Genomic DNA, 12,470 nt, shown 5'->3' with positions numbered 1-12,470 from the left:
TGATGAGTGGGCAACCGGTGCTCTTCAAAGCAATGGCGGCGGCGCAGTTCGGCGCGCATCGGCTGCAGACGCACAGCGGCGGCTCTATAGTAGTGAAAACGGCAAGATGTATTCGTTATGTTTATCCGGCGCGGGGCGCCATTCCTTACAGCCTGTTCCTGCCATCCGCTTCCGGTGTCGTACCGGTGTGCCATGCAGCCAACCGGCCGGGTCATGGCGGTTGAAAAACGCCGCCCGCCGCCGCAACCTGCGACAGATACGGACGTGGAGGGCGGAGCGATGACCGAACGGATGGCGAAGCTGGATCGGTTGCTGGCGCTGGTCCATGCCCTGTCCGAAACCGGCGAGGGGCTGACGCTGGGCGAGATGGCCGAGCGGCTGGGGGTCAACCGGCGGACGGCGGAGCGGATGCGCGATGTGATCGCGACGCATTTCGATCTGGAGGAGATCGCCGACGATCGCCGCAAGCGGTTCCTGATCCGCGACAGCCTGCGCCGCGTCTATACCCGCCCGACGCCCGCCGAAGTGGCGGCGCTCCAGGCCGAGGCCGAGGGCCAGCGCGCGGCCGGGCGGACGGCGCGGGCCGACCAGCTCGCCAGCCTGCTCGCCAAGGTGAAGGGTGCGCTCGACGATCGGGAGAGGCGGCGGATCGACCCCGATCTCGACGCGCTCGCGCGGTTGCAGCGCACGATGGTCGCCGCCGGGCCGATCGCGACCGTCGCGCCGGAAACGCTGACGATCGTGCAGCGCGCGATCCTCGCCGGCTGTTGCATCGAATTCGATTATGCGACCGAGGATCGGCCCGAACCGCGCTGGCGTCGGGTGATCCCCTATGGGCTGGTGCACGGCCCGCTGACCTATCTGCTGGGCAAGATGCCGGGACGCGACGAGGAGCCGGTCTATTTCCGGCTCGACCGGATGAGCGATACGCGGCTGAGCGAGACGCTGGGCTGTGCGCCCGAGGATTGGGATATCGACGGGTGGCTGGCCGAGAGTTTCGCGGTGTGGCGCGATGAGAAGCAGGATGTCGTGCTGCGCGTGCCGGCCAGTTCCGCCGCGCGGGCGCGGGGCTGGCGCTTCCATCGCCACCAACAGGTCGAGCCGCTGGACGACGGCGGGATGCGCATCCGTTTCTCGTCGGGCGGAATGCGCGAACTGGCCGAGCATCTGTTCAGCTGGGGCGGCGAACTGGTGATCGAGGGGCCGGTCCTGCTGTGCGAGACGATGCGCGAGCGGATCGCGGCGGCGCAGGCGATGGTGCCGTCCGCGAGGCCGGAACAGGCATGACGGCTATCGGGAGGGATCGATGTCGATAGCCGCCTTCTTCGCCAGACGGTCTTGCGCAAACAGCCTCAGGCGGCCGCCAGCTCCTTGAGCGGCACGGCGGCATCGGCGAGCCGCTCGGCCGGCAATGCTACGGCGCCGACGACCAGCGCCTTTCCCTGGACGTAGTCCTTGGTGGCGTTGACGCAATCGAGCGCGATGACCTTGCCGTCCTTCAGATAGACGATCGAGAAGCTGCGGGTCGCGGGGTCGCCACGCAGCACCGCCTGCTCGTGGCCGGTGGACAGGCCCACCGTCTGGAGGCGCAGATCATATTGGTTGGACCAGAACCACGGCACGGCGTGATAGGCCACCTCCTGCCCGAGAATGGTCTTGGCCGCGACGGTCGCCTGATCGTTGGCGTTCTGGACCGATTCCAGGCGGATCGGCATGTCTCCGGCGAAGGGATTGGCGTGGAGCGCGCAGTCGCCGATGGCGTAGATGTGCGGCAGGCTGGTGCGGCATTGCGCATCGACCGCGACGCCATTGCCGCCCTCGGCACCCGCCGCCAGCAGCGGCTCGACGGCGGGGATGATGCCGATGCCGACGATCACCATCTCGCAGGCCAGGATCTCGCCATCGGCCAGCCGCACGCCGGTGACCCGGCCCTCGGCCTCCTCGATACATTCGACCTTCGCGCCCAGCCGCACGTCGACGCCATGGGCGCGATGCTCGGCCTCGTAGAAGCGAGACAAGGGCTCGCCGGCGACGCGGGCCAGCACCCGGTCGAGCGCCTCCAGCACCGTCACCTGCTTGCCGAACTTGGCCAGCACGGCGGCGGCCTCCAGCCCGATATAGCCGCCGCCGATCACGACGACGCGGGTGGTGCCGGCCAGCTCTCCGGTCATCCGATCGACATCGGCGCGGGTGCGCACGCCGTGGACGCCGATCAGGTCGTGGCCCGAGCAGGTCAGCTTGCGGGGTGAGCCGCCGGTGGCCCAGATCAGGTCGCCATAGCCGATCGTCTCGCCGTCCGCCGTCGTGATGCTCCGCGCCGCGGGATCGACCGACACGACCTTGCGGCCGAGCAGCATCGCCACCTGCCGCTCCTCCCAGAAGGCGGGCTGTCGGATCAGGATGCGCTCGAACGCCTTCTCGCCGGAGAAATAGTCCTTCGACAGCGGGGGCCGCTCATAGGGCAGCTCCGGCTCGTCGCCGACGATCGCGATCGTCCCCTCGAACTTGGCCTGCCGCAGTGCCACCGCCGCCTGCGCACCGCCATGCCCGCCACCCACGATCACCACATCGTATCGCGTCATATCCTCGCCTTCGTTTCTCATCTGCGGCCACGCCTACCAAACGGACGGGCGGCGACGGACTGTATCGATGCTGGACATGTCGACAAGGCCAGATCCGTTTCGATCGCCTTTCGACGAGGCCCGGCAAGGCGTTCAGCGGCCCGCCACCACCGGGATGCGGCTCGCGACCAGTTCGCTGCCCTGGCGGGTGATCGACCAGAGGATGCGGCGGTCCTTCGGATCCCAACCGATCGCCTGGCCGTTGGTGGGCATCGCGATCGTCGCGACCAGTTCCAGCACGCCGCCGCCGGCGGGCGCGCGCATCGCGTAAAGCTCCGGCCGGTCGTGGCCGCTGACGTAGAGCAGGCCATCCGGCCCCCACGCCCCGCCCGACGCGCTCATCGGCGCGAAGCGATCGAGGATGCTGTTGGGGAAGTGCCAGCGCGCAATCTCGTGGAAGGCGCGGTCGTAGCGGACCACGACGGTTTCGCGATGGTCGCGGCCGGGGGTGCCGCCGCGCCCGTCGTAATTGGCGAAGGCGGCCCACCAGGCGCCGCCGTGCCAGTCGAGCCAGGTGAGCGATCCCGGCGCGTCGGCGATCTCGCGGCTGCCGAGATGGGCGAGCGTGCGCGCGTCGAACCGCTCGACCCGGCTCCACATCGGCACCGCCGGGAAACTGGAGGCGGCGCAGACCAGTTCGCGGCGGTGGACGATGCAGCTGTTCATGTGCGGGAAGTGGCCGGCATCGCCCGCGAAGCGCGCCAGCAGCTTGCCGTCCGCCTTGGCGTAGCGCCCGATCTCCCGATTGCCGATCGCATAGACCGCGTCGGCGGCGGCGACGACACCCTGCCGCGCCTCGGCCGCCGGCAGCCGGCGCACCTCCTCGGCGGAGAGCGACGGCGCGGATGGGGATGTCGCGGATGGGGATGTCGCGGCCAGCGACAGCACGGCGAGCAGCGGGATCATCATGGCCTCATCCTTATCCTACCCGCCAGGCGGAGGACAGAGTCGTCGCTCCCCTGCCCCGGCGCCCCTGGCATCAGGGGCGCCGGGACACGGCCTCGTCAGAAGTTGAAGCGGAAGCCGCCCGTGTAGCGGCGGCCGAACCGCTCCCATTCGATCGTCTGGCTGCTCGTGCTGGGCGAGGCGATGCCGCTCGCGGTCAGCAGGTTGCCGGGATCGGAGAAACGGCGACCCGGATGGTTGAGCAGGTTGGAGGCGTCGAAGAACACTTCGACATTCTTGGTGATCGCATAGCGCGCCGAGAAATCGAGTTCGTCGTCCGCCGCCCAATAAGTATCACCCGCGTCCGCCAGGCTGTCGGCGATCGTATCCAGCCACTTGCCCCGGTTCTGATATTGCAGGCGCAGCGAGATGCCGTACTTCTCGTAATAGGCCCCGATATTGTAGACGAAATCGGAGGCGCCCGGCAGCCGCACCTTGCGCGCCGGGATCGCGCCGGACGCCGGCTTGGTCACCTTGCTGTCGTTGAGCGTCACGTTCGCCGAGACGCCGAAGCCGCCCATGAAATCGGGCAGGCCGAGGTTGGCCGTCCACGGCTCGAGCTGGAGCTGCGCCGCCGCTTCCATGCCATACAGCCGCCCGTCGCCGTCGTTGGTGATGCCCGAGAAGACATAGCCAGACCGATCGATCCCGCCGGTATCCAGCGCGTTCGAGCCGAAGGTGCGCGATTGGTTGTAGAGGACGTCCTTCACCTTCTTGTAGAAGACGCCGACCATCAGATAACCCTGCGGCCGCATATACCATTCGAAGTAAGCGTCGACGCCATAGGCCCGCTCGGGCTTCACGCCCGGATTGCCGCCCGAAATCGTCTGGTTGGTATCGCTGATGACGACGTTCGGGCGAAGCTGATCGTAATCCGCCCGCGCCGCGCCGCTGTTGAACGACAGGCGCAGCTTCTTGGTCTCGTCGACATTGTAATTGACGTGCAGGCTGGGGAACACGAGCGTCTGCTCGCTCTCGGCCGTCACCAGCCCCGGCGTCGCCGCGCCGAGCGTGGCGAGCGCGGTGCCCCGGTTCTTCAGATGCTCGACGCGCACGCCGCCCACCACCGAACCCCAGTCATAGCGCACCGTGCCCATCGCGAAGCCGGCGTAGACCTGCTCGCGCACGTCGTAATTGTTGGCGGTGACCGGCGTGAAGGCGAAATTCTTCGTCGCCGCATCCGACGCCGCCTGCATCTTGGCGATGTCGAAGTAGCGGAAGGTGTAGCCCATCGGGATCTCGCCGAGGAACGACCGGTCGAGCGAGAATTGGTTGTAATCGGTCGGCAAGCCCGCCGTGGCGAATTGCGCGGCGGTGTTCAGCACGATGTTCCGCTCGTCGGCCACCTTGGTGCGCTGGTCGAACTGGAAGCCCAGCTTGAACTCGCTGTCGCCGCCGAACATCTCGGCCTGGCGCGCCAGCACGACCTTGCCGGTATAGGCCTTGGTCGTATCCACCGCGTCGAGCACGGTGAAGGACGAAAGCGGCTTGGTGAAGCTGTCGATCGCGGTGACCGCGTCGCCCGCCTGATAGCGGGTCGGGCTGGCGAGCTGGATGGTGCGGAACAGGCTCAGGCTCGACCGGTTCGGATTGGAGAAATCATAGGTCACCGTCGGGCGCAGGTTGCGCGTGCCCGGGCTGTCCCACGTCGCCTCGCCGACGACCGAGCGATCGTCCTTCGATTCGGTGTAATTGGCCACCCACGACAGTTTCCAGCCGCCGTCGCCGAAGCGATGGTCGCCCGCCAGCGTGTTGGTGAAGACCGACTGGCGGAAGGCGCGCAGGGTCGAACGCTGGCGGATGTCGATACCATAGACCGTGCCCTTCTGCGGCGTGTTGCCGATGCAGACGTCGGCATAGCCCGAGGTGGTCGGCGTCGCGTTCGGCGTGACGGTGCAGGCGGCGGTGTTGGCGACGAGGTCGGCCTCGCGGTCGTCGAGGTCGAAGCGATAATTGTCGCGCGCCTCGTCATCGGTGAAGATCGTGTAGATCGAGCGCAGCGAGATGGTGTTGGCGTCGTCCGGCTTCCAGTCGAGCCGGCCCGAGACCGACCAGTTCTTGCGGGTCAGGCGGTAAAGCTTGTTCTCCGCCTCATGCGCCCAGAAGCGGGTGGCGTTGCCCGGGCGGGCATCGCGCGAGACCGGCTCGTAATCGGTCTCGAAATTGTCGGTGATCATGTTGCGTTCGTAATAGCTGCCCGACAGCAGCACACCGAATTCGCCCATGCCGGTCTGGAAGCGATCGGAGATGACGCCGTTGGCCTCATATTCCTTGCGATCGCCCAGTTCGGCGAAGCCCAGCCCGCCCTTCCCGGCCATGTGGAAGCCGCGATAGTCGAAGGCCGAGCGGGTGACGACGTTGACGTTGCCGGCGACGGTCTCGCCCGGCATGTCCGGGGTCACCGCCTTCGACACGATGATCTTGCCCGCGATCGCCGAGGGGATGGAATCGAAGCGCGCGTCCCGGCCCTCGGGGCTCACCACGTTGATCCCGTCGAACGACAGCGTCGTCCAGGTCTTGGGCGCGCCGCGCAGGTTGATGTAGCGCGCCTGCCCCTGATCGCGCTCGACGCTGACGCCCGGCAGGCGGCTGGTGGCCTGCGCGATATTCTGGTCGGGCAGGCGGCCGACCGCATCGGAAGCGGCGACGCTGACGAGCGAATCCGAATTGCGCTGCACCTGAAGCGCCGCCGCCTCCGATTCCGCGATCGGGCGCGTGCCGGTGACGACGATGTCCGTCTGCTCCTCGGCCGCGGCGGCCACGGGTTCCGGCTCCGGTGCCGCCGCATAAGCGGTGCCCGCCACGAGCGCGGTCGAGGCGAGAAGCGCGCCGATACGGCACGCGGCGATGCTCCGCCGAGCGGATGAGTTGTTCACGTCGGTAATCCCCCATTCAAGCCGGTTTCAGCGGCGATGCGAGGGCCCCTACCGGCGGCGCGGGTAGGTTCGGTGACGCCTGCGTTACGATATCGTGACAAGGCCATTCAGGGATCAGCTGTCATCACCCTGTCATGTCGCGCCGACAGGGCCGGCGCGACTTCGGGGGACATCCAGATCATGACGACCACCTTTCGCGCGGCCGCGACGCCGCTGACATTTGCCGTGATGCTGCTCACCCTGACGGGCTGCATGGCGCGGGAAACGCCGGTCGCCCAGCGCATCGCCGCCTCCGCCCCGGCCGTCATGGTTACGGCGCGCGCCGAGACCGAGCCGGTCGGCACCGCCAACGCCGATGCCGCCGACGACCCCGCCATCTGGCGCAACCCCGCCGATCCCGCCGCCAGCCTGATCGTCGGCACCGACAAGAAGGCCGGGCTCTATGTCTACGGCCTCGACGGCAAGGTGCGCGATTTCCACGACGCGGGCCGGGTCAACAATGTCGATCTGGCGGACGGCGTGACGATCGCGGGCAAGGCCGGCATCCTCGTGGTCGCCAGCGACCGCAACGACGTCGCCAACGCCAGGCTGGCCCTGTTCCGGCTCGATCCCGTCACCACGAAGCTGGCTGCGCTCGGCACGGTCAGCGCCGGCAGCGGCGAGGCCTATGGCGTCTGCCTCTATCGCGACGGTGCCGGGCTCTACGCCTTTGCCGTGCTGAAGGACGGCACGATCAACCAGGTCGCCATCGACGCCTCCGGCGCCGCGCCGACCGCGCAGATCGTGCGCACCATGAAGCTCGCCACCCAGTCCGAAGGCTGCGCGGCCGACAACCGCACCGGCCGGCTGTACGTGGCCGAGGAGGACGTCGGCCTCTGGCGCTTCGACGCCCGCGCCGACGCGCCCGTCACCGCGACCAAGGTCGGCGCGGCCGACGGCAAGAATCTGGTCGCCGATGCCGAGGGCGTCGCCCTCGCCCCGATCGGCGCGCGCGGCGGCTATGTGCTGGTCTCCAGCCAGGGCGACAATGCCTACAGCGTCTACGGCCTGGCCGACGACCGCTATATCGGCCGCTTCCGCATCGCCGCCGGCAAGGTGGGATCGACCGAGGAAACCGACGGCATCGACCTGATCCTCGGCGATTTCGGCCCCGCCTATCCCGGCGGGCTCTTCGTGGCGCAGGACGGCCAGAACGCCGCCGGGGCGCAGAATTTCAAGCTGGTGGCTTGGGGCGATATCGCGAAGGCGCTGGGGCTGGGCGACGGAAGGCCATGAGACTGCGTCGATAAGCCGGGGATATCAGGCGATCAGCGTTACCATGTTCCGGCCGCCACGTTTCGAGGAATAGAGCGCGCTGTCGGCGCGTGCCATCATCTTGGCGAGCGTGCGATCCTCGCCGGGGCGGAAGGCGGTGATGCCGAAGCTGGCGGTGATCGGCACAGGCTCTGCCAGTTCGCCGGCGTCGTAGCCCGCCACTTCCAGCCGCAGCTTGTCGATGGCGACGCGCGCGTCCTCGATCGGGGTGTCGGGCAGGATGATGGCGAATTCCTCGCCGCCGATCCGGCCAAACAGGTCGCGGCGGCGGATCGAGGCGCCGACCCGCTCGGCGAAGAGTTGCAGCGCGCGGTCGCCCGCCGCATGGCCGTGGGCATCGTTGATCTGCTTGAAGCGATCGATGTCGGCCAGCACCAGCGTGACAGGGCGGCCCTGACGCCGCGCGCTGTCGAGCAGCAGCATCGCCGCTTCCTCGAAGCCACGCCGGTTGAGGATGCCGGTCAGCGGGTCGCTCGCGGCGAGCCGCCGCATCCGATCGGCGAGGTCGGCCGCCAGCAGGAAGACCGAGAAGAGGCCCGTCGCGGTCAGTGCCGCAGGGGTCACCAGCAGCCGCGCCTGCATGAACACCGCGAGATCGCCGTGCAGCTCGGGGCCGGAGACGGTGAGCGCCAGCGCGGCGGTGACGAGGTGGAACATCGCGAGCGTCAACAGCACCAGCATCGTCACCCGCTCGGCCGCACGCTCGCCCGCGCGGCGGCCGGTGAGCGCCGAGGCGGCGAGGCCCATGGTGAAGGTGGCGAACAGCACCGGGATGGCGGCGCGCAGCCCCTCCAGCCCGCCGACTCCCGCCAGCACCGCGTCGGCGAAGGTGACGATCGCGCCAAGCCCGACCAGGGGCCACACGAGCGGCGGCTGGCTGCCGCGCTGGCGATAGCCGATCGCGACCGCCGCGTTGGACCAGGCGGTCAGCCCCGTCGCCATGATCGCGAGCAGCCAGGCGAAGTCCGGCGCGGCCAGCTGCACGATCGCCATGCCCCAGGCGACCGAGGCGAGGGTGAAGCCGATCGCCCAGGTGAGCGCATGGCGCGGGCGGCCGAAATCGCGCCACGCGATGGCGAGGATCACCGCGATCATCGCGCTGATCGTGACCAGGGCTACCAGCACGGTGCTGACCGGTTGAAGGAGGCTCGCGTCCACGAGCGGCGGAATAGCGCCAAAATCTCTAGCATCGGGTTAACCGCTTACGGCCCCGTTTCGATCGGCGGCATCCTCCTGCAACACCCGGTCGCGCCCCTCGCCCTTGGCGCGGATCAGCGCGGTGTCGGCGCGGGCGATGGCGTCCTGCACCGCAGGGGCCACCTGCCCCCCGCCCCCCGCCAGCGCCGCGACGCCGAAGCTGGCGGTGACGGCGAGATCGGGCTCCTCGGCCAGGCGGGCGGCGGCGGTGAGGAGGCGCAATTCCTCGGCGCGTATCGTCGCCTCGGCGGCGGAGACGGCGGGCAGGACGAGCGCGAATTCCTCGCCGCCGATCCGCGCGACCAGTTCGCCGCGCCGGCTGTGATCGCGCACCAGCCGGGCGAACAGGCGCAGCACCCGATCGCCCACGGGATGGCCGAACCGGTCGTTGAGCGCCTTGAAACTGTCGAGATCGGCGACGACGACGCTGCCCGACAGCGGCGTGCGGGCGTGCCGCCGGGCGAGTTGGGCGATCGCCTCGTCCAGCCCGCGCCGGTTGAGCAGGCCGGTCAGCGGATCGGTGCTGGCGAGCCGCTTCATGCGGGTCGAAAGATCGGCGGCGATCAGGAACACCGCGAACAGGCCCGTGCCGGTGAAGGCGGCCGGCGTCATCAGTTCGGACATGCGGCGGTAGAAGCGGATCATCTCGCGGCTGGGCGCGGCGCCGCCCGCCATGCCGACGAGGCCGAGGGTCATCTCGGAAATGGCGTAGAGACCGAGCAGCAGGATCATGCCGCGCTCGGCCGAGGTCGCCGGCCGGCCGCGCGGCACGACCGACAGCGCGGCGATCGTCAGCACGGCGGTCGTGAAGATCTTCGGCAGCAGGGTCGCGAGACCACGATGCGGGTAAAGATAGGTCAAGGCCGGCACCGACAGCACCGCCGCCGCCCAGCCGAGAAACAGCCACAGCCGCCGCCCGCGATAGCCCGCCCGCGCCCGCACGCCGAGCAGCACGAACGCCGTCATCCCGATGTAGAGGAAGCCGAGCGGCTGGGCCGGCGGCCCGCCGGGCAACCGGAAATAGACGATGATGGCGTTGAGCGTCCATTGCAGCGCCGCGCAGCCGAAGCCCAGCGCCCAGATCAGCGCATGGCGCGGACGGCCAAAATCGCGCCACGCGATGAGCATGGCGCCCGACAGCATCATGCCGATCAACGCCAGCATGGCGACCAGGAACAATATGCTTTGCACGGGCGCGGACGCGCTCCAGCAGGGCGGCCCGCGCGATCAGGCCCCCCGCCCGGCCGCGATGGCCAAGCGCGCTGTTTCGCCGATTTCCGAACCGATCGTCAAGTCGGTGTCTAACTGGGCGGATCGACCCCGGCGGGCATCCAACATTTTGCGGCGAAAGCCCGATCTGCTCCGACAACGCCGAGCACAATATCAACAAAAATCTTCACCATTTTCGATAAGATTACCAATAGTAGAAGATCACGCATCACATTATGGATGGCTTGGCCACGGAGTTTTAAGATCATTCCCGATATTTTACTTATATTACGTAAAATAAGTAATCTCTTGGCGCATCTTTATGCTCCGAGCGTGAAAGGGCGTTGTCCGGGATGTCAGAAGCTCTTGCCGCCCGGCGAAACGGAATGTTTCGACTGCTGGACCGACCGACAGATTTAGTGCCGCTCGCCGGATAGAAGCGGCGAATATCCGGCGAAGAATCATCCGGCCCCGCGAACGGGTTTAATGCCGAATGATGGCCCGGATCGATGTAGCGATATCGGCTATCGATTGCCCGGCGCCCGAGGCGCCTGTGGCGGCGCGCTCGATGATGACGATGTGCTCAGGGCTCCAGGAAGTCCGCGATCTCGCGTCCCAGCTCGGCTTTCAGCACGGCGCTCATATGGTTGCCGGGGATGGCGGCGAAGCTGCCGTGCGGCAGGCGATCGGCCAATGCCTCGGCCGATCCATTGTCGTGATCGTCCACCCCGCACACCACGCGCACCGGCAGGTCAATCGAATCGAGTTCGGCCTCGGTCGTGCTGACGAAGCTGTCGAGCAGGGGCAGCATCGCCTGCGGATCGCCGCCGGTCGTCTTGAGGAACGCCTCGGCCATCCATTGCGGGGATAGGCGCTTGTGCGTGCCGACGCCTTCCAGCACCTCGCGGAAGAAGCCGACCCGGCCGCCGGTGTCGATGATGCCCTGTAGCCCCATGCCGCACAGCACCGCCTGCTTCGGCCGCGCACCCTTCACCAGCATCCGCAGCGCGGTGCGGCCGCCCAGCGAATAGCCCGCCAGCCGGTAATCCGCCTCGACACCCAGATGGCGCACCAGCGCGAGCCCGTCCTGCATCAGCACGTCGGGCGGATAGGCCGCGGGATCGTGCGGGGCGGCGCTTTCGCCATGGCCGCGCAGATCGGGCATGATGACGCGAAAGCCCTTGGCCGCGATGAGATCCGCATGGCCGTAGCGGATCCAGTTGGTCCAGCCGTTCGAGAACAGGCCGTGGATCAGGATCAGCGGCACGCCCTGCCCGAGTTCGCGATATGCGAGGCGCTCGCCATCGTCGGCCTGGAAATGATGGACGGGGTAATCGGCGATGTCGGCCAAGGCAGATGTCCGGCTGGGGAAGGTCGGGTGGAGCGGTAGCCTGCCCGCCGGAGCCTGTCGACCATTCGACCATGGTTGCCTTTCCGCCGCCACGCACCCATGGGCGGGGCATGACACCGCTCGAACTGCTCGACACCGCCGATCTGCCCGGCGGCGGCACGCTGCGCCTGATGACGCGCCATGGCGATTACATGATCCTGCTCGGCCGCAACGAATTGATGAGCAGCCGGCTGAGCGGATCGGAGGAAGCCCTCGCCCGCCTCGCCTGCGAGAAGATCCGGGGCCGGCCGCGCCCGAGGATGCTGATCGGCGGGCTCGGCATGGGCTTCACGCTGCGGCAGGCGCTGGCCGATCTGCCCAAGGACGCCGCCGTCACCGTCGCCGAACTGGTGCCCAAGGTGGTCGAATGGGCAAAGGGACCGCTGGCGCATCTGGCCGGCGCCAGCCTCGCCGACCGGCGCGTGACGGTCGAGGTGGGCGACGTGCAGTCGCCGATCGCGCGAGGGCCGGGCCAGTGGGACGCGATCCTGCTCGACGTGGACAATGGCCCGGACGGGCTGACGATCCCCTCCAACGATCGCCTCTACGGCAAGGAGGGGCTGCGGGCTGCGTATGATGCGCTGGCGGTGGGCGGCGTGCTGGCGATCTGGTCGGCGGGCGCGGACAAGGCCTTCACCGAACGCCTGCGCCGCGCGCGTTTCGTGGTGGAGGAAGTGCCGGTGCGCGCGACCGGCGGGCGCAAGGGCGCGCATCATATGATCTGGGTGGCGGTGAAACGCTGAGCTTCCAGACCCGTTCGCCCTGAGCCCTTCGACTGCCTGCAAGGCGGGCGCTCAGGATAAACTTCCTGCCTGAAGGCAGGAAGTCGAAGGGCGTGCCCCAAGCGCTGCGTCCAGTCGCACGTCCTTCGACTGCGCTCAGGACGAACGGGGATCAGGATGATGACTGACACGCTTT

10 protein-coding genes are annotated in these 12,470 nt (G+C 68.2%); 4 read left to right on the top strand and 6 right to left on the bottom strand.

All coding sequences use genetic code 11. The features are described 5' to 3' along the window. Positions 1-17: 17 nt before the first annotated feature. Together PQ455_RS05295 and PQ455_RS05290 are read left to right on the top strand one after the other, a co-directional pair. Complete coding sequence (locus PQ455_RS05295; RefSeq protein WP_273689849.1) at positions 18-224, top strand: hypothetical protein; 207 nt, start codon at positions 18-20, stop codon at positions 222-224. A gap of 55 nt (positions 225-279) precedes the next feature. Further along, positions 280-1,287 (top strand): helix-turn-helix transcriptional regulator, encoded by a 1,008-nt coding sequence (locus PQ455_RS05290; protein WP_273689847.1) that lies wholly within the window; start codon positions 280-282, stop codon positions 1,285-1,287. 65 nt (positions 1,288-1,352) lie between these two features. Here PQ455_RS05290 and PQ455_RS05285 read toward each other — a convergent pair whose 3' ends face one another. The 3 genes from PQ455_RS05285 to PQ455_RS05275 form a co-directional block, all read right to left on the bottom strand. Then, positions 1,353-2,582 (bottom strand): NAD(P)/FAD-dependent oxidoreductase, encoded by a 1,230-nt coding sequence (locus tag PQ455_RS05285; RefSeq protein ID WP_273689845.1) that lies wholly within the window; start codon positions 2,580-2,582, stop codon positions 1,353-1,355. A gap of 132 nt (positions 2,583-2,714) precedes the next feature. Continuing rightward, entirely contained in the window at positions 2,715-3,530 is an 816-nt protein-coding gene (locus PQ455_RS05280) for a hypothetical protein (protein ID WP_273689843.1), read from the bottom strand. Between the two features lie 95 nt (positions 3,531-3,625). Further along, on the bottom strand, positions 3,626-6,442 hold the full coding sequence (locus tag PQ455_RS05275; protein ID WP_273689842.1) for a TonB-dependent receptor: 2,817 nt from the start codon (positions 6,440-6,442) through the stop codon (positions 3,626-3,628). Positions 6,443-6,622: 180 nt separating this feature from the next. On the opposite strand from PQ455_RS05275, the gene PQ455_RS05270 reads away from it, so the two are divergent. After that, positions 6,623-7,717, top strand: coding sequence for a phytase (locus tag PQ455_RS05270; protein WP_420542835.1), 1,095 nt, complete (start codon positions 6,623-6,625; stop codon positions 7,715-7,717). A gap of 24 nt (positions 7,718-7,741) precedes the next feature. Here the strand turns inward: PQ455_RS05270 and PQ455_RS05265 are convergent, their stop codons facing one another. From PQ455_RS05265 to PQ455_RS05255, 3 genes are all read right to left on the bottom strand, one after another. Then, entirely contained in the window at positions 7,742-8,881 is a 1,140-nt protein-coding gene (locus PQ455_RS05265) for a GGDEF domain-containing protein (protein ID WP_273689841.1), read from the bottom strand. Between the two features lie 69 nt (positions 8,882-8,950). Continuing rightward, a complete protein-coding gene (locus PQ455_RS05260) occupies positions 8,951-10,132 on the bottom strand; it encodes a GGDEF domain-containing protein (RefSeq protein WP_273689840.1) in 1,182 nt (393 codons plus the stop codon). A 613-nt stretch (positions 10,133-10,745) separates the two neighbouring features. Beyond that, a complete protein-coding gene (locus PQ455_RS05255) occupies positions 10,746-11,504 on the bottom strand; it encodes an alpha/beta fold hydrolase (RefSeq protein WP_273691239.1) in 759 nt (252 codons plus the stop codon). A gap of 119 nt (positions 11,505-11,623) precedes the next feature. On the opposite strand from PQ455_RS05255, the gene PQ455_RS05250 reads away from it, so the two are divergent. Further along, positions 11,624-12,295, top strand: coding sequence for a spermidine synthase family protein (locus PQ455_RS05250; RefSeq protein WP_273689839.1), 672 nt, complete (start codon positions 11,624-11,626; stop codon positions 12,293-12,295). Positions 12,296-12,470: the final 175 nt, after the last annotated feature.

The organism is Sphingomonas naphthae, from assembly GCF_028607085.1.
Lineage (GTDB): Bacteria > Pseudomonadota > Alphaproteobacteria > Sphingomonadales > Sphingomonadaceae > Sphingomonas_Q > Sphingomonas_Q naphthae.
Note: the sequence above shows the minus strand (reverse complement) of the source record. Positions and strands in the feature narration are given on the sequence as shown.

What these genes read in the sequence shown, in the direction of transcription:
- PQ455_RS05290 (WP_273689847.1), top strand. Translation starts at nt 280, where the DNA reads ATGACCGAACGGATGGCGAAGCTGGATCGGTTGCTGGCGCTGGTCCAT.
- PQ455_RS05285 (WP_273689845.1), bottom strand. Translation starts at nt 2,582, where the DNA reads ATGACGCGATACGATGTGGTGATCGTGGGTGGCGGGCATGGCGGTGCG.
- PQ455_RS05280 (WP_273689843.1), bottom strand. Translation starts at nt 3,530, where the DNA reads ATGATGATCCCGCTGCTCGCCGTGCTGTCGCTGGCCGCGACATCCCCA.
- PQ455_RS05270 (WP_420542835.1), top strand. Translation starts at nt 6,623, where the DNA reads ATGACGACCACCTTTCGCGCGGCCGCGACGCCGCTGACATTTGCCGTG.
- PQ455_RS05250 (WP_273689839.1), top strand. Translation starts at nt 11,624, where the DNA reads ATGACACCGCTCGAACTGCTCGACACCGCCGATCTGCCCGGCGGCGGC.